This window comes from Pseudomonas sp. TE4620 (assembly GCF_056279045.1).
On sequence record NZ_JBWBQO010000001.1, the window covers coordinates 1464444 to 1481608 of the forward strand.

The following is a 17165-nucleotide window of genomic DNA, read 5'->3' on the forward strand; positions in this document are numbered from 1 at the left end:
GGTAGAGCATGCCTGAAGCCTATATCGTCGACGCCCTGCGCACCCCCACCGGGCGGCGCAAGGGCGGCCTGAGCCAGATCCACGCCGCCGACCTGGGCGCCCATGTGCTGCGCGCGCTGGTCGAGCGCAACGGCATTCCCGAAGACGACTACGACGACGTGATCTTCGGCTGCGTCGACACCATCGGCCCGCTGGCCGGCGACATCGCCCGTACCAGCTGGCTGGCGGCGGGCCTTTCGCAAGTGGTGCCCGGCACCACCATCGACCGCCAGTGCGGCTCGTCCCAGCAGGCCGTGCACTTTGCCGCGCAGGCGGTGATGAGCGGCACCCAGGACGTGGTGATCGCCGGTGGCGTGCAAACCATGACCCAGATCCCGATTTCCTCGGCCATGACCGCCGCCGAACCCCTGGGCTTTAGCGACCCGTTCAGCGGCTCGACAGGCTGGGTGCGGCGTTACGGCGCGCAGCCACCGACCCAGTTTCGCGCGGCGCAGATGATTGCCGAACACTGGCGGCTGAGCCGCGCCGAGCTGGAAGCCTATGCGCTGGAGTCCCATCGGCGGGCCCTGCATGCCATCGAACAGGGGTACTTCGAGCGCGAGATCGTGCCGCTGGCAGGGGTCGAGCACGACGAAACCCCGCGCCACACCAGCCTGGCGAAAATGGCCGAGCTGGAATACCTGTTTGGCTGCGAGCGGGTCACGGCGGCGGTGTCGAGCCAGACCTGCGACGCCGCCAGTGCGCTGTTGATCGTCTCGGAGGCGGCCTTGAAGCGCTACGGCCTGACGCCGCGGGCGCGCATCCATCACCTCAGCGTGCGCGGCGACGACCCGGTATGGATGCTCACCGCACCGATCCCGGCCACTGCCCATGCGCTCAAGCGTGCCGGCATGACCCTGGCTGACATCGACCGGGTGGAAATCAACGAAGCCTTTGCTTCGGTGGCCATGGCCTGGCTCAAGGAGACCGGCTACCCCCATGCGCAGACCAACGTCAACGGCGGCGCCATTGCCCTTGGCCACCCGCTGGGCGCCACCGGCACGCGGCTGATGTGCAGCCTGCTCCATGAGCTGGAGCGCAGTGGCGGGCGCTATGGCCTGCAGACCATGTGCGAAGGCGGCGGCCAGGCCAACGTGACCATTATCGAGCGCCTTTAGGCGCCAGCAACCACACAGGGGAGAGCGACAATGCACAGCTGCGAGAACCGCGTAGTGATCATCACCGGCGCCGGCGGCGGGCTCGGCCGCGCCTATGCCCAGGCTTTTGCCAGCGAAGGCGCGAAAGTGCTGGTCAACGACATCAACCGCGATGCGGCCCAGGCCGTGGTCGAACAGATCCAGGCGGCAGGCGGCGTGGCCGTGGCCAACAGCGACGACATCACCCGCTATGACGACGCCGGGCTGATCGTGCGCCAGGCCATCGAGACTTTTGGCGGCCTGGATGTGCTGGTCAACAACGCCGGCATCTGCCGCGACCGCATGTTCGCCAGCCTCACCGAGGCCGACTGGGATGCGGTGATGGCCGTGCACCTCAAGGGCCACTTCTGCCTGGCCAGCCATGCCGTGCGCTATTGGCGCGAGCAGGCCAAGGGCGGCGCCAGGCTCACTGCGCGGATCATCAACACCAGCTCCGGCGCCGGTTTGCAGGGCTCGATTGGCCAGGCCAACTATGCCGCGGCCAAGGGCGGGATCGCCTCGCTGACCCTGGTGCAGGCGGCGGAGCTTGGGCGCTACGGCATTACCGCCAACGCCCTGGCCCCGGCGGCGCGTACCGGCATGACCGAAGCGGTGTTTGCCGAGGTGATGAAGCGCCCGGAGCAGGGCTTTGACTACTTTGCTCCGGAGAACGTCGCGCCGCTGGTGGTGTGGTTGGGGTCGGTGGCGTCCCAGGCGGTGACCGGGCAGATGTTCGAAGTCGAGGGTGGCAAGCTGTCGATTGCCGATGGCTGGCGGCGCGGGCCCCAGGTGGACAACCAGGGCCGCTGGGCGCTGGCTGAGGTGGGTGCGGCGGTGCAGCAACTGCTGGCCGAGGCGCTGCCGGCGCAGAAAGTCTATGGCAGTTGATTGAGGTTGTGCGCCGCTTAGGCGGGCCGCGCCATCCGTGAGGGTGGCGCGGCTTTTTTGCGTTACCCGTCTTGAAGGCACTGCCAATCCTGTGGGAGCGGCGGTACGGCGACCCGACTTGACCCGCGATCGGCCGCACCCCAGGCGCATCGGCCATCCGGACTAGGCGAGGCAAACGATTCTGCCGCCCGCGCATCTGGCCACACTCGCCGGTACTTCCGCCAGACGAGTAAAAGGCGCCGCGATGGAATTTGCATTCAGCGACGAGCAGGAAATGATCCGTACTTCGGCCGAGGGCTTTCTCGCCGATGTCTCCCATTGCGCCGCCGTGCGCGCAGCCATGGTCAGCGACAAAGGCTATGACCCGGCACTCTGGCAGCGCCTGTGCACCGAGATGTACTGGCCGGCGATCCACATCCCCGAAGCCTACGGCGGCCTGGGCCTGGGCTTTGTCGAGCTGAACATCCTGCTCGAACAGATGGGCCGGCGGCTGTTCTGTTCGCCGTTTTTCGCCACCGCCTGCCTGGCCACACCCGCTTTGCTGCTGGCCGGCAACCAGGCGCAGAAAAGCACCTGGCTTGCGCCTATCGCCGAGGGCCGTCTTACCGCCACCCTGGCCTTCACCCGCGGCAGCGGCTGGGCCGCGGAGGATATCCAGGCCAGCGCCAGCGCCGAAGGCCAGGGTTTTGTCGTCGATGGCCTGTTCGGCCAGGTGATCGATGGCGACAGCGCCGGGCTGTTGATCGTCGCCGCGCGCACGCCCGGCAGCAGCGGTGAATCTGGCATCAGCCTGTTCGCCGTCGAGGCCGACCGTGACGGTATCGAGCGCCAGTGGCTGCCGACCATGGACCAGACCCGACGCTTGGCGCGTCTTGAGTTCAACCGCGTGTACCTGGGCCCCGAGGCGCTGCTGGGCGAGGTCGGCAACGCCTGGCCGACCTTGCACAAGGTGCTGCAACTGGCCTGCATCGGGCTTGCCGCCGAGCAGGTCGGCGGCGCCCAGCAGGTGCTCGACCTGAGCGTTGCCTACATGCAGGAGCGCCAGCAGTTCGGCCGCCCGATCGCCAGCTTCCAGGCGCTAAAGCACCGCGCCGCCGACATGATGCTGCAGGTCGAATGCGCGCGCTCGGCCAGTTACTACGCCGCCTGTGTCGCCCAGGAAGTGCTCGACCCCGACGGCGACCCGCAGGTGGCCGCCGAGCTGCCGCTGGCCGCCGCCCTGGCCAAGGCGCAGTGCTCGCACAGCTATTTTCACTGTGCGGCGGAGTCGATCCAGCTGCATGGCGGCGTCGGCTTTACCTGGGAATACGACCCGCACCTGTATTTCAAGCGTGCCCGCGCCAGCGAGAGCTACCTCGGCGCGCCGGCCTGGCATCTGCAGCAGATCGCCACGCTGATCATCGGAGAGCAACCATGAAGCTCAGTTTCAGTGAACAGGACGAGCAGTTTCGCCAGGAGGTCGCCGGCTGGCTGGCCGCCAACCTCTGCGGCGAGTTCGAGCCCCTGCGTTTTCGCGGCGGCCCGGGTGATGAGCACATGTTCCCGCAGCAGCGCAAAGCCTGGGAGCGCAAGCTGGCCGAGGGCCGCTGGACTTGCGTCGGCTGGGCGCCGGAGCATGGTGGCCGGGGCCTGTCGATCAGCCAGCAGGTGATCTTCCACGAAGAATACGCCCGTGCTGGCGGCCCCGGGCGCATGGGCCATATCGGCGAAGGCCTGGCCGGGCCGACCATCGCCGCCTTCGGCAACGACGAGCAAAAGCGCCGCCTGCTGCCCGGTATCGTCAGCGGCACGCAGTTCTGGTGCCAGGGCTACTCGGAACCGGGCGCAGGCTCTGACCTTGCCAACGTCAAGACCCGCGCCAGCCTTGAGGGCGGCAGCTGGGTGATCAACGGCCAGAAGGTCTGGACTTCGCTGGCCCATGAGTCGGACTGGTGCTTTGTGATCGCCCGTACCGAGCCTGGCAGCGTCGGCCATCGCGGCCTGTCGTTCCTGCTGGTGCCGATGGCCCAGGCCGGCATCAGCGTGCGGCCGATCGAGCAGATGACCGGCACTTCGGAATTCAACGAAGTGTTCTTCGACAACGCCCGCACCGACGCCGCCAACCTCATCGGGTCGCCTGGCGACGGCTGGAAGATCGCCATGGCCTTGCTCGGTTTTGAGCGCGGGGTTTCGACCCTCGGCCAGCAGATGCAGTTTGCCAACGAACTGAACGAGATCATCGCCATCGCCAAGGCCAACGGCGCAGCCCGCGACCCGCTGCTGCGCCAGCGCCTGGCCGAAGCCTGGTGCGGCTTGCGGATCATGCGCTTCAACTCGCTGCGCATGCTCTCCGGCGCCCAGGACGGCGCGCTGCGCAAGGAGGCGACCATCTACAAGCTGTTCTGGTCCAGCTGGCACGCCAACCTCGGCAAGCTGGCCATGGACGTGCTCGGCCCCGACGCCGAACTGCTCGAGGCCGCGCCCTATCAGCTGACCCGACTGCAATCGCTGTACCTGTTCAGCCGCGCCGACACCCTGTACGGCGGCAGCAACGAGATCCAGCGCAACATCATCGCCGAGCGCGCCCTGGGCATGCCCAAAGAACCGCGCCTGCGTCCCTGACCCAAGGAGTTAGTCGATGTCCACCCCCAACTATGTAGCGGGCCATGGCCTGTTGCGCGGCAAGTCCGTGCTGATCACTGCGGCGGCAGGTTCCGGGATCGGTTTTTCCGCCGCCTTGCGCGCCGCCGAAGAGGGCTGCCGGGCCCTGATGATCAGTGATATCCACCAAGGCCGGCTGTTTGAAGCCGTGGCAAAGATTCGCGAGGCCACCGGGCTTGCCGAGGTCTTCGGCGTGCTCTGCAACGTCACCGACGAAGCCCAGGTGCAGCACCTGGTGAGCTGCGCCGAGCGCGACCTGCACGGCGTCGACGTGCTGATCAACAACGCCGGCCTCGGTGGCTCGCGGGCGCTGGTGGAAATGCCCGACGAAGAATGGCAGCGGGTCCTCGACGTTACCCTCACCGGCACCATGCGTATGACTCGTGCCATGCTGCCGAAGATGATGGCCCGGCGCGCCGGGGTGATCGTCAACAACGCCTCGGTGCTTGGCTGGCGGGCCCAGAAGGAGCAGTCGCACTACGCCGCAGCCAAGGCCGGGGTCATGGCCCTGACCCGTTGTGCGGCGGTCGAGGCGGCCAGTCACGGCATCCGCATCAATGCGGTCAGCCCGAGCATTGCCCTGCATGATTTTCTCGCCCGCTCGGCGCCCCAGGCAGTGCTCGAGCAACTGGCGGCCAACGAAGCCTTCGGCCGCGCCGCCGAAGTCTGGGAGGTGGCCAACGTGATGATGTTCCTGGCCAGCGACTACAGCTCGTACATGACCGGCGAAGTGCTGTCGGTTTCCAGCCAGAGGGCCTGAGCATGACGCGCCTATTCGACACCCCGCACGCGCTGCAAGACGCCGTCGGTGAAGTCCTGGGGGTCAGCGACTGGCTGCTCATCGACCAGGCGCGCATCGACCTGTTCGCCGAGGCCAGTGGCGATCACCAGTGGATTCATGTCGACCCGCAACGCGCCGCCAGCGGCCCGTTTGGGGCCTGCATCGCCCACGGTTACCTGAGCCTGGCGCTGGTCAACCTGTTCCTGCCGCAGATCGTCGAGGTGCGCGGCATCGCCATGGGCGTCAACTACGGCTGCGAGCGCGTGCGGTTTCCCAGCGTGGTGCCGGTGGGTTCGCGGGTGCGCGGCCACGCCCAGCTGATCAGCGCCGAGCAGGTCAAAGGCGGTGTGCAGGCGCTGATCCGCGTCAGCGTCGAGATCGAGGGCCAGCAGCGCCCGGGTTGTGTGGTCGACACCATCAGCCGTTATTACCCCGCCTGAGTCCAGGCATCGGAGCATGTGAACATGAATGAAGCCGTTATTGTTTCAACCGCGCGCACGCCGATCGGCAAGGCTTTTCGCGGTGCCTTCAACGACACCGAAGCGCCGGCCCTCGGCGGCCATGTGGTGCGCGAGGCCGTGCGGCGCGCGGGGATCGAGGCCGGGCAGGTCGACGATGTGATCATCGGCGCCGCCGCCCAGCAGGGCACCCAGGCCTACAACCTCGGGCGCTTGTGTGCGATTGCCGGCGGCCTGCCGCCGTCGGTAGCCGGGATGGCCGTGGAGCGCCAATGCGCCTCGGGCCTGATGAGCATTGCCCTGGCGGCCAAGGGCATTATCTGCAACGAAATCGACATCGCCGTCGCCGGCGGCCTGGAGTCGATCTCGCTGGTGCAGAACAAGCACAAGAACCTCTACCGCAACCAGTCCGGCGCCGTGCTTGAGCGCGACCCGCAGGCCTATATCCCGATGATCGAAACCGGCGAGATCGTCGCCCAGCGCTATGGCGTGACGCGCCACGAGCAGGATGCCTATGCCCTGCAAAGCCAGTTGCGCACTGCCCAGGCGCAAGCCGCGGGCCTGTTCGACCTGGAGCTGGCGCCGCTGAGCACGCGCAAGGCGATCATCGACAAGGCCAGCGGCGAGACCCGTTACGAGACCGTGACCCTGCTGCACGACGAATGCAATCGCGCCGACACCAGCCTGGCCAGCCTCGCTGCACTGGAGCCGGTGTGGCAGGGCGGGCAGTGGACCGAGGCCGGACGTTTCATCACCGCCGGTAACGCCTCGCAGCTGTCTGACGGCGCTTCGGCCTCGGTATTGATGAGCGCCAAGCTCGCCGAGCAGCGCGGCCTGGCGCCGCTGGGCATCTATCGCGGCCTGGCAGTGGCCGGTTGCAATGCCGACGAGATGGGCATCGGCCCGGTCTACGCGATTGCCAAACTGCTCAAGCGCCACGGCCTGAAAGTCGAGGACATCGGCCTGTGGGAACTCAACGAAGCCTTCGCCAGCCAGGTCCTGTACTGCCGCGATACCTTAGGCATCGACAACCAGCGCCTGAACGTCAATGGCGGGGCGATTGCCATCGGTCACCCGTTCGGCATGTCGGGGGCGCGCATGGTTGGCCACGCCTTGATCGAGGGCAAGCGCCGCGGCGTACGTTACGTGGTGGTGAGCATGTGTATTGGCGGCGGCATGGGGGCCGCGGCATTGTTCGAGGTGGCCTAAGCATGAACCTACCGACTGCGCAGGAAGTCCAGGGCCTGATGGCCCGTTACATCGAGCGGGTCGATGCCGGGGATATCGACGCCATCGTGCAGCTGTACGCCGATGACGCCACGGTCGAAGACCCGTTCGGCCAGCCGCCGATCCACGGCCGCGAGCAGATTGCCGCGTTCTATCGTCAGGGTCTGGGCGCGGGCGGGGTCCGCGCCTACCTGACCGGGCCGGTGCGGGCCAGCCACAATGGCTGCGGGGCGATGCCGTTTCGTGTCGAGATGGTCTGGAATGGTCAGCCCTGTGCGCTGGATGTCATCGATGTGATGCGCTTTGATGAGCACGGCCGGATCCAGACCATGCAAGCCTACTGGAGCGAGGTCAACCTCAGCGTGCGCGAGCCGCAATAGCGCGCAAGCAAGGCTCACACCCGCCAGGGTGTGGCCTTGCGCAGGGGGAGCGCTTACGGCGATTTTGCCGCGTCGAGGAACGCCGGGCGCTCGCCACCGCCATGCACGGCAATGTCGGCGCCACTGACATAACGGGCCAGCGATGAGGCCAGGTACAGGCAACTGTCGCCAATGTCTTCGGGGCTGGCCAGGCGTTGCAGGGGGATGGTCGCGGCCACCTCGGCCAGGTCGCTTTCATCGCCATAGTGCAGGGCCGCCTGCTCGGTGAGGATCAGCCCGGCGGTGACAGCGTTGACCCGCACCTTGGGTGCCCACTCCACCGCCAGCGAGCGGCTCAGGTTGAGCAAGCCGGCCTTGGCCGCGCCGTAGGCGGCGGTGCCGGGGGAAGGGCGGGTGGCGCTGACGCTGCAGATGTTGATGATGCTGCCGCCCTCGGCCTGGGCCTGCATGATGCGGTTGGCCAGCTGGCTGAGGTTCAGCGGCGCCAGCAGGTTGAGGCGGATGATCGATTCGCTGAAGCGCGGCGAAGCGCTGGCGGCTTCGGCATAGGGCGCGCCGCCGGCGTTGTTGACCAGTACATCGAGGCGCCCGAAGCGCTCGACTATAGCCGTCATCATCTGCTGGGCCTGCTCGATGTCACGCACATCGCAGGCCAGGAACAGCGCCTCGCGCCCGCCGCTGGCCGGCAGTGTCGCAGGCGCCTGGCGCCCGCAGATCACCACCTCGGCGCCGCACTCAAGAAAGCGCCGGCTGATGCCGCGGCCCACACCCTTGCCACCACCGGTCACCAGTACCACCTTGCCGCGAAAATCCATAGGGTCGTGCATGCCTGCCTCGTGTTCGCCACTGTAATGAGCTCGATGCTAGGCAGCGCACGGGCAGGGGCCAACGTCCGAAGGGACTAGTAGTCCTGACGGACGATGTTGGCGCCCTGGCCGCTCTGAATAATCCCGGTACAACAACAAGCCGGGAGGACACCTCATGGGCGCATCCGCGCAAGGGCACGTGGTAACGCTGGCCGATGGTCTGCAGCTGCATTACCAGGACGTTGGCACGGGCGAGGCGGTGGTGTTCATCCACGGCAGCGGCCCGGGTGCCAGCGGGCACAGCAACTTCAAACAGAACTACCCGGCATTCGCCGCGGCCGGCTACCGGGTGATCGTCCCCGACCTGCCCGGCTACGGCGCTTCGAGCAAGCCGCAAACGGTCTACAGCCTGGACTTTTTCGTCAGCGCCCTCAGCGGCCTGCTCGATGCCCTGGATATCCAGCGCTGCGTGCTGGTCGGCAATTCCCTGGGTGGCGCCATTGCCATCAAGCTGGCGCTGGACCAGCCTGGGCGGGTCAGCCGCCTGGTGCTGATGGCCCCCGGTGGGCTGATGGACAAGGAGCAGTACTACCTGCAAATGGAAGGCATCCAGAAGATGGGCGCGGCCTTTGCCAACGGCGAGCTCAACGATGCCGCCGGCATGCGCCGCCTGCTCAGCCTGCAGTTGTTCGACCCGGCGCTGATCAGCGATGAAACCGTGGCCGAGCGCGTGGCGGTGGTGGGCCAGCAACCGGCCTGCGTGCTGACCAGCATGCAGGTGCCGAACCTGACCTCACGCTTGCCTGAACTGCAATGCCCGATTCTTGGTTTTTGGGGTATCAACGACAAGTTCTGCCCGGCCTCCGGCGCGCAGACCCTGCTTGCAGCCTGCAGGCGGATCCGCTTTGTGCTGCTCAGCGAATGCGGACACTGGGTGATGGTAGAGCACCGCGAGCTGTTCAACCGTGAATGCCTGGCGTTCCTTGGGGAGGCACGGGCATGAGCGAGCAATTGCGTCGCCAGTATGGCGAAGAGCTGTACCAGGCCCTGTGCAGCGCCAGCACCCTGGCCCCCTTGAGCGAGCGCTGGGAGACCATCAGCATCGAGGATGCCTACCATATCTCGCTCTACAGCATCGAGCGGCGGGTGGCGGCGGGTGACCGCATCGTCGGCAAGAAGATCGGCGTCACCTCGGCGGCGGTGCAGCGCATGCTTAATGTGCACCAGCCGGATTTCGGTTTTATCACCGAGCAGATGGCCTTTGCCGATGGCGCGCAGATTTCCCTCGGCGCCAACCGCCTGATCCAGCCGCGCGCCGAAGGCGAGATCGCCTTCAAGCTCAAGCATGACCTGGTCGGTCCCGGCGTCACCGAGGCCGATGTGCTGGCCGCCACCGAGTACGTGATGCCGTGTTTCGAGATTGTCGATTCGCGCATCCAGGACTGGCGCATCCGCATCCAGGACACCGTCGCCGACAACGCCTCCTGCGGGGTGTTCGTGCTCGGCGACAGCCAGGTCGATCCGCGCCGGCTCGACCTGCCGAACCTGCGCATGCAGGTGTTCAAGAACGGCGAGCTGATCAGCCAAGGCCTCGGCTCGGCGGTGCAAGGCAACCCGCTGACCGCGGTGGCCTGGCTGGCCAACACCCTGGGCGCCTTCGGCATCCCGTTCAAGGCCGGGGAAATCATTCTTTCCGGCTCGCTGGTGCCGCTGGAGCCTGCACGGGCCGGCGACCAGTTTGCCCTGACCATCGACGGCCTGGGCAGCGCCCGGGTGTCGTTCTGTGCGTGACGTGCGAGGTTCAAGCGAATGAGCAAAAAACTGAAAGCGGCGATTATCGGGCCGGGCAACATCGGCACCGACTTGCTGATGAAAATGTGCCGCTCCGAGTGGATCGAGCCGGTGTGGATGGTCGGCGTCGACCCGCAGTCCGAAGGCCTCAAGCGCGCTCGCGAGCTGGGGGTGAAGACCACCGCCGAAGGCCTGGACGGATTATTGGCGCATGTGCTCGACGACGATATCCGCATCGCCTTCGATGCCACCTCGGCCTATGTGCATGCGCATAACAGCCGCAAGCTCAACGAGTTGGGGGTGATCATGGTCGACCTCACGCCGGCGGCCATCGGCCCGTTCTGCGTGCCGCCGGTCAACCTCAAGCAGCACGCGGCGAGCCTGGCGATGAACGTCAACATGGTCACCTGCGGCGGCCAGGCGACCATCCCCATGGTCGCGGCGGTGTCGCGCATCCAGTCGGTGGCCTATGGCGAGATCGTCGCCACGGTGTCGTCCGGCTCGGTGGGCCCGGGTACCCGGCAGAACATCGACGAATTCACCCGCACCACTGCCGGTGCCGTCGAGCAGATCGGCGGTGCCCGGCGCGGCAAGGCGATCATCGTCATCAACCCTGCCGAACCGCCGCTGATGATGCGCGACACCATCCACTGCCTGACCGACGAAGAGCCCGACCGCGAGGCCATTCGCGCCTCGGTGTTGAGCATGGTCAAGGAGGTGCAGCGCTACGTGCCCGGCTACACCCTGATCAACGGGCCGATTTTCGATGGCCGCAAGGTGTCGATCTTCATCGAGGTCGAAGGCCTCGGCGACTTCCTGCCCAAGTCTGCCGGCAACCTCGACATCATGACCGCTGCCGGTTTGCGCACCGCCGAGATGTTTGCCGAAGAAGCCCACAAGGGCACCCTGCAACTGCCCGTCCGTTGAGTGGAGAACTGCCATGAATCTGCAAGGTAAAAGCGTCCGTCTGCACGACATGAGCCTGCGCGACGGGATGCACGCCAAGCGTCACCAGATCAGCCTGGAACAGATGATCGCGGTGGCCAGCGGCCTGGATGGCGCCGGCGTGCCGCTGATTGAAATCACCCATGGCGATGGCCTGGGTGGCGCGTCGCTGAACTACGGCTTTGCCGCCCACAGCGATGAGGAATACTTCGCCGCGGTAATTCCCACCCTCAAGCAGGCCAAGGTATCGGCCTTGCTGCTGCCGGGGATCGGCACCCTCGAACACCTGAAAATGGCCCATGAGCATGGCGTCTCGACCATCCGCGTGGCGACCCACTGCACCGAGGCGGACGTCTCCGGCCAGCACATCGGTATGGCGGCGAAGATGGGCCTGGATACCGTCGGTTTTCTGATGATGGCGCACAGGGTCAGCGCGCAAAAGCTGCTGGAACAGGCGCGGCTGATGGAAAGCTACGGCGCCAACTGCATCTACTGCACCGATTCGGCGGGCTACATGCTGCCGACTGAAGTCAGCGAGAAGATTGGCGTATTGCGGGCAGGTTTAAGCGCCAGCACCGAAGTCGGTTTTCATGGCCATCACAACCTGGGCATGGCGATTGCCAACTCGCTGGCGGCCATCGAGGCTGGCGCCGTGCGCATCGATGGCTCGGTGGCCGGGTTGGGGGCGGGGGCGGGCAACACGCCGCTGGAAGTGTTCGTCGCCGTGCTGGAGCGCATGGGCGTGAACAGTGGTGTTGACCTGTACCGGATCATGGACGTCGCCGAGGACCTGGTGGTGCCGATGATGGACCAACCGATCCGCCTCGACCGCGATGCCCTGACCCTGGGCTATGCCGGGGTGTACAGCTCGTTCCTGCTGTTTGCCAAGCGTGCCGAGCTCAAGTACGGCATTGCTGCCCGCGACCTGCTGGTGGAGCTGGGCCGGCGCGGCACGGTGGGCGGTCAGGAAGACATGATCGAAGACCTGGCCCTGACAATGTCGCGGGCGCGAGGGGTGATGCCGACCTGAGGTGCGCGCTGGCTTCATCGCGGGGCCCGCACAATTCTGTGGGAGCGGGCTTGACCCGCGATCGAGCGCGCAGCGGTCGTAATTCAGATAACGCCTTGTTGCGCAGGCTGCACCGGCCTCATCGCGGGTCAAGCCCGCTCCCACAGGCTCCCATGGCCATGAACAACGCGGCAATGGCCCGGGCCTCATGCAACTCGCCACTGGCCACCCGTGCCGGGATCTGCGCCAGCGGCACCTTGATGCATTCCAGCGGCTCCGGCTCGTCACCTTGCAGAGCACAGGGGCTCAGGTCCTGGGCCAGCACCACCCGATAGCGATGACACAAATGCCCGGGCGCCAAGGTCAGTTCGCCCAGCTCGGTCAGCCGCGCCGCCCTCAGGCCGACTTCTTCGCACAGCTCACGCTGGGCCGCCTGCAGGTAGCTTTCATGCGCCTCGGCACCGCCCTTGGGCAGGCCGAGGATGGTGCCCTCTACGCCCACTGCGTACTCGCGCACCAGCAGCACGTGCTCGGGGTCGGGCATTGCCACCAGCATCACCGAGCGGTAGCCGGTGCCGCGCAAGCGTTCGTAGATGCGCCGCTGGCCGTTGCTGAACTGCAGGTGCAGGGCTTCGATCTGGAAATGACTGCTTTGGGCCAGCAGTTCGGTCTTGAGGATGGTCGGACAGTTGCGCATGTGCAGGCCCCTGGCGGCGGGTGGATACCTGCACTGTGCGCTGTGCCCGGCAACCCGCCATCGTCCAAGCGGACGAGGGCGGGTGCTTCAGCCGAGGGTCGCCACGCTGCGCAAGATCAAGCGCACGAGCATGGTCTGGCGGGTCACGCCGGTCTTGGAAAAGGTCGAACGCAGGTGCGCCCGCGAAGTGTTGCGGCTGATGCCCAGTTCCTCCGAGGCTTCGTCCAGGGTCAGGCCGTTGGCCAGCAGCATCGCCAACTGGGTTTCGGCCGGGGTGAAATCGAACAGCGCCCGGACGATCTCCTGCGGCGCCGAGGATTGCTGCTCGGGGTCGCTGATGAAGATCACCACGGTCGGGCATTGCTTGCCTTCGCTCCAGGTCGACAGCGGCACCGAGCGCACGATGATGCCAAGGTCGGCGCGCCCGGACGGGCGTTGTACGCGCATGGCCTCGACCACCGAGGGGTTGCTGCTTTTTTGCGACAGCAGTGATTGCTTGACCAGCCGGCGGAACTCCTGGGTGTCGCGTGCGGTGCCGACCTGCAAGCCGTCGTTGACCAGCTTGATGCCGTCCTTTTCCTGGATCAGCCGCTCGGCAACCTGGTTGGTCTGCAGCACCTTGCCGGTTTCGTCGAGGATGATGGTGCCCACCGCCATCTGGTCGACGGCGCCGGCGTAGAGGTTGCGTTCGGTCTCGATGCGGTTGAGCTGCATGTGCAGTTTGATCGAGCGCTCCAGGTGCGGGATGAAGCGCGCCAGCAGGGTTTTTTCCTGGTCGCCGAAGGCCTGCTCATCGCGCCCGCGGCTGATGCGGATACGGCACTGGGCGCCGTCGCCGGTATTGATGTCGGCCCCGAGTATATGGAACACGTCCACGGGTTCAAGGAAGTTCTTGTAGAACTCCGATTGCAACAGCTCGTCGTTGGAGACGTAGCTGGCGAGGGTCACCACTTCGCGGTTGGGCAGGTCGACGAACGGGTCGAGGGCGAAGAAGTGCTTGTTGTACGAGGCGGTGGTTTCGCTCGAACTGCCGGTGGTGTTGACCATCAGGCCGTCAACGTGGGCGCTGGGCGGGCGTAGAATGAAGGTGACGTATTTGCTCTGTAGCTGCAGGTTGAGCTGGTTGAGGAAGGTGACCCAGGGAATGTTCTCCATCGGCCCTTGATAGAGGTGACCGAGCAAGTCGCTGAATGACTCGAGGGTGAGGCACGGCTGCATAGGGAACTACCATTTTTTATTATTAGCGTTGGCGATGGCAGAGAATAGTCGGCGTTAACGCGTGCACGCAACGCTCCGTACACGCATCCGGACAGGCGTAGCGCACGCCTGTCCAAAGCGCTCGGCAAGGCTCAGGCGCGCTCGCCGTCAAGCACCACGAAACGCTTGCTGTCGGCGGTTTCGGCAGGCAGCAGGTCGACGTCGGTATAGAACTGCTCATACCAGCGCCGCAGCTGGTACACCGGGCCGTCGCCGTCGCACAGCAGCGGATTGTCGACCCGGGTCTTGCTGTGCCAGATCGCCACGTCTTCGTAGAAAGCCGCCTGGGCCTGCTGCACGTAGGCCTTGGCCATGGCCTGGTTCTGCTCCTCGCTCAGGCCGGGGATCTTTTTCACCAGCACGCCGTAGCGCAGGGTGAAGCTGTTGAGGTCGATCGGCACATGGCAGTTGAGCAGGATCGAATGGATCGGCTGGCCGTTCATTGCCCCGGTCATTTCGGTGATCTGGTAGGCCGGGCCGAAGTAGGTGGCCACCGTGCTCAGCTCGCTGTCGCCAGACAGCCGCTCGCTGCGCGCACGCATGATCTGGGTGGCCAGGTGGCCTGCGAAGACGTTGCTGAACTCGGCCACCGGCGCGCCGTGCACGGTGCCGAAGTGGGCCATGTCGGCGACGTTGTCGATCAGCTCGCGGCAGTTGGTGTCGATCTGCAGTTCGGCCACTTCCCAGGCGGCCCACTGGTCACTGAAGCAGGCGTCGATGCGCGGGATCGCCTGCTCGGCAATCGGCGGGTTGCCTTGCGGGTCGTTCCAGACGAACAGCAGCTGGTTTTCTTCCATGATCGGCCAGCGCTTGACCTTGGCCCGCGGTGGAATGCGCCTGGCGTAGGGAATGTCGTCGCACACGCCATCGGCGCCCCAGCGCCAGCTGTGGAACGGGCAGCGGATCGAGTTACCTTCGATGCAGCCGGTGCTCAGGTCGGCGCCCATGTGCGGGCAAAAGCCGTCGAGAATGTTCAGCTGGCCGTCTTCACCCTGGAACGCCACCAGGCGGGTGCCAAACACGTCCAGGCGGTGGGCCTTGCCGTCGCGGTAGTGCGCGGCCAGGCCCAGGCAGTGCCAACCACGGGCGTAACGGTCTTCCAGCAGCTTGGCTTCAATGCGGTGCAGGGTGCTCATCTTATTGTTCTCCGGGGTATCACGGGGTGTGCTGTGCGAGTGATTCTGCCGCCCCTGTACCAGCAGGCATCGTCTGAACGGACGATGGCCGGCCGTGGGCTGACGGCTCTACTGGCGCAATCAAGCCAGCAGCAGGAGAACGCAATGAGCAACGAGCAGGGGCGGGTGGCGGTGATTACCGGCGCCGCCAGCGGGATCGGCCGGGGCCTGGCCGAGCATGCGGCAGGGCTGGGCATGCAGCTGGTACTGGCCGATGTCGATGGCCCGGGTTTGCAGGCGCTGAGCGCGCAACTGCAAGGCCAGGGCGTGCAGGCCATTGCCCAGCTGACCGACGTCAGCGATGTGGCCCAGGTCGAGCGCCTGCGTGATGTCGCCCTGGCGCATTTTCAGCGGGTCGACCTGCTGTTCAACAATGCCGGGGTGATGCAGACCGGCTACAGCTGGCAGATCAGCCACGAGCAGTGGCAGCGCATGCTCGCCATCAACCTGCAAGGGGTGATCAATGGCATCCGCAGCTTTGTGCCGCTGATGCTCGAGCAGGGCCACCCGGCCCAGGTGATCAACACCGCGTCGCTCGCCGGCTTGCTCAGCAGTCCGTTGATGGCGCCCTACAACGTCACCAAGCAGGCGGTGGTGGCGTTATCCGAAACCCTCAAATACGAGCTGGACATGCTCGGCGCGCAGGTCTCGGTGGCGGTGCTCTGCCCGGGGCCGGTGGCCAGTGACATCATGGCCTCCAACCAGGCCCGCGAGCAGGCCGACGCCACTTTCAGCGCCGTGCTCGACGAGCACATTCGCCAGGGCATGACGCCCCGCGAGCTGGCCGCCCAGGTATTCGCCGCGCTGGCCGAGCGGCGCTTCTGGATCTTCCCGCACAAAGACTTCAAGCCCGCCCTGGAGCTGCGCTTGCGCAGCATCCTTGAAGAAACCAACCCGCAGTTCCAGATGATCGCCGAAGGAGACGCCCATGCCGCTCGATAAACAGATCGCCGCCGTGCTCGAACAGTTCAGCGTCCAGGGGGAGCCCGACTACCACCGGCTCGATGCCGTGCAGTATCGGCAATATGCCGACCACCTGTTGCCGCCGATCCCTGGCGCGCAGATGGCCGAAGTGCGTGAGCTGCGCGTGGCGGGCGCCGCTGGCGAGCTGGATGCCCGCCTGTACCGGCCGCTGGCGCAAGACAACCTGGCGCTGCTGGTGTTCTTCCACGGCGGCGGCTTTGTCATCGGCACCCTCGATACCCATGACCATCTGTGCCGGGCACTGGCCAGCGCCACTGGCGCGGTGGTGGTGTCGGTGGCCTACCGGCTGGCACCGGAGGCGCGCTTTCCGGCGGCGCCGCTCGATTGCTATGCCGCCACCTGCTGGCTGGTCGAACATGCCGCCAGCCTGGGCGTCGACGGCAGCCGCCTGGCCGTGGCCGGCGACAGCGCCGGGGCCAACCTGGCGATCGCCGTCAGCCGCTTGGCCGCAGAGCGCCAGGGCCCGCAGATTCGCTACCAGTGCCTGTTCTACCCGGTCACCGATGGCCGCTGCGACACCCCGTCGTACCAGGTGTATGGCGAAGGGTATCTGTTGTCGCGGGCGATGATGGCCTGGTTCTGGCGCAGCTACCTGCAACAGCCCGAGCAGGTCGAGGAGCCACTGGCCTCGCCGCTGCTCGCCGAGTCACTGGAGGGTTTACCCGCCACCACCCTGATCACCGCCGAGTACGACCCATTGCGCGACGAAGGCGAAGCCTTTGCCCAACGTTTGCAACAAGCAGGTGTGGCCACCCGCCTGGAGCGTTGCCAGGGCATGGTGCATGGCTTTATCAGCATGAGCGCGTTTGTCGAGGGCGCTGCCTTGGCCCTGGCCGGGGCCGCGGCCGACCTGCGCCGGGCGCTGGGCTGAATGGCGGCGGCCTAGTCCGTTTGGACGAAGCAGGTTGTCGCAGCAGTTTCTAGTCTTGAGCGCACAACGTCTTTTCCTCAC

Annotated in this window: 18 protein-coding genes; 14 read left to right on the forward strand and 4 right to left on the reverse strand. The window is 66.1% G+C overall.

What is annotated here, in order from left to right:
• Positions 1–8: 8 nt before the first annotated feature.
• The 8 genes from ACZ9A3_RS06945 to ACZ9A3_RS06980 all read left to right on the forward strand — a co-directional run bounded on the left by ACZ9A3_RS06945 (position 9) and on the right by ACZ9A3_RS06980 (position 7549).
• Entirely contained in the window at positions 9–1157 is a 1149-nt protein-coding gene (locus ACZ9A3_RS06945; RefSeq protein WP_258597277.1) for an acetyl-CoA C-acetyltransferase, read from the forward strand.
• Positions 1158–1187: 30 nt separating this feature from the next.
• A complete protein-coding gene (locus ACZ9A3_RS06950; RefSeq protein ID WP_476252281.1) occupies positions 1188–2063 on the forward strand; it encodes an SDR family oxidoreductase in 876 nt (291 codons plus the stop codon).
• A gap of 244 nt (positions 2064–2307) precedes the next feature.
• On the forward strand, positions 2308–3480 hold the full coding sequence (locus tag ACZ9A3_RS06955) for an acyl-CoA dehydrogenase family protein (RefSeq protein WP_045201602.1): 1173 nt from the start codon (positions 2308–2310) through the stop codon (positions 3478–3480).
• Positions 3477–4664 (forward strand): acyl-CoA dehydrogenase family protein, encoded by a 1188-nt coding sequence (locus ACZ9A3_RS06960; protein ID WP_476252282.1) that lies wholly within the window; start codon positions 3477–3479, stop codon positions 4662–4664. The genes ACZ9A3_RS06955 and ACZ9A3_RS06960 overlap by 4 nt, the downstream gene beginning before the upstream one ends.
• 16 nt (positions 4665–4680) lie before the next feature.
• Entirely contained in the window at positions 4681–5463 is a 783-nt protein-coding gene (locus tag ACZ9A3_RS06965; protein WP_093384756.1) for an SDR family oxidoreductase, read from the forward strand.
• A gap of 2 nt (positions 5464–5465) precedes the next feature.
• Positions 5466–5924, forward strand: a complete 459-nt coding sequence (locus ACZ9A3_RS06970; protein ID WP_093384752.1) for a MaoC family dehydratase — start codon at positions 5466–5468, stop codon at positions 5922–5924.
• A gap of 24 nt (positions 5925–5948) precedes the next feature.
• Complete coding sequence (locus ACZ9A3_RS06975) at positions 5949–7151, forward strand: acetyl-CoA C-acyltransferase (RefSeq protein WP_476252283.1); 1203 nt, start codon at positions 5949–5951, stop codon at positions 7149–7151.
• A gap of 2 nt (positions 7152–7153) precedes the next feature.
• Positions 7154–7549, forward strand: coding sequence for a steroid Delta-isomerase (locus ACZ9A3_RS06980; protein WP_476252284.1), 396 nt, complete (start codon positions 7154–7156; stop codon positions 7547–7549).
• Between the two features lie 53 nt (positions 7550–7602).
• On the opposite strand, the gene ACZ9A3_RS06985 is transcribed toward ACZ9A3_RS06980, so the two are convergent.
• Entirely contained in the window at positions 7603–8376 is a 774-nt protein-coding gene (locus ACZ9A3_RS06985; protein WP_045201592.1) for an SDR family oxidoreductase, read from the reverse strand.
• 154 nt (positions 8377–8530) lie between these two features.
• On the opposite strand from ACZ9A3_RS06985, the gene ACZ9A3_RS06990 reads away from it, so the two are divergent.
• The 4 genes from ACZ9A3_RS06990 to dmpG are packed head-to-tail and all read left to right on the forward strand — an operon-like array spanning position 8531 to position 12121.
• Positions 8531–9358, forward strand: a complete 828-nt coding sequence (locus ACZ9A3_RS06990) for an alpha/beta fold hydrolase (RefSeq protein WP_213601816.1) — start codon at positions 8531–8533, stop codon at positions 9356–9358.
• Positions 9355–10146: a fumarylacetoacetate hydrolase family protein gene (locus tag ACZ9A3_RS06995; protein WP_045201588.1), complete on the forward strand. Its 792-nt coding sequence runs from the start codon at positions 9355–9357 to the stop codon at positions 10144–10146. The genes ACZ9A3_RS06990 and ACZ9A3_RS06995 overlap by 4 nt, the downstream gene beginning before the upstream one ends.
• A gap of 18 nt (positions 10147–10164) precedes the next feature.
• On the forward strand, positions 10165–11073 hold the full coding sequence (locus ACZ9A3_RS07000; RefSeq protein WP_476252285.1) for an acetaldehyde dehydrogenase (acetylating): 909 nt from the start codon (positions 10165–10167) through the stop codon (positions 11071–11073).
• Between the two features lie 13 nt (positions 11074–11086).
• Complete coding sequence (gene dmpG, locus ACZ9A3_RS07005) at positions 11087–12121, forward strand: 4-hydroxy-2-oxovalerate aldolase (RefSeq protein WP_476252286.1); 1035 nt, start codon at positions 11087–11089, stop codon at positions 12119–12121.
• A gap of 118 nt (positions 12122–12239) precedes the next feature.
• On the opposite strand, the gene nudE is transcribed toward dmpG, so the two are convergent.
• The 3 genes from nudE to ACZ9A3_RS07020 all read right to left on the reverse strand — a co-directional run bounded on the left by nudE (position 12240) and on the right by ACZ9A3_RS07020 (position 15190).
• A complete protein-coding gene (nudE, locus tag ACZ9A3_RS07010; protein WP_093384731.1) occupies positions 12240–12797 on the reverse strand; it encodes an ADP compounds hydrolase NudE in 558 nt (185 codons plus the stop codon).
• An 87-nt stretch (positions 12798–12884) separates the two neighbouring features.
• Positions 12885–14015, reverse strand: coding sequence for a helix-turn-helix transcriptional regulator (locus ACZ9A3_RS07015; RefSeq protein WP_258610284.1), 1131 nt, complete (start codon positions 14013–14015; stop codon positions 12885–12887).
• Positions 14016–14146: 131 nt separating this feature from the next.
• A complete protein-coding gene (locus ACZ9A3_RS07020; RefSeq protein WP_476252287.1) occupies positions 14147–15190 on the reverse strand; it encodes a 3-ketosteroid-9-alpha-monooxygenase, oxygenase component in 1044 nt (347 codons plus the stop codon).
• A gap of 144 nt (positions 15191–15334) precedes the next feature.
• On the opposite strand from ACZ9A3_RS07020, the gene ACZ9A3_RS07025 reads away from it, so the two are divergent.
• Entirely contained in the window at positions 15335–16171 is an 837-nt protein-coding gene (locus ACZ9A3_RS07025) for an SDR family NAD(P)-dependent oxidoreductase (RefSeq protein WP_093384723.1), read from the forward strand.
• On the forward strand, positions 16158–17084 hold the full coding sequence (locus ACZ9A3_RS07030) for an alpha/beta hydrolase (RefSeq protein ID WP_258597291.1): 927 nt from the start codon (positions 16158–16160) through the stop codon (positions 17082–17084). Before ACZ9A3_RS07025 ends, ACZ9A3_RS07030 begins: the two co-directional genes overlap by 14 nt.
• Positions 17085–17165: the final 81 nt, after the last annotated feature.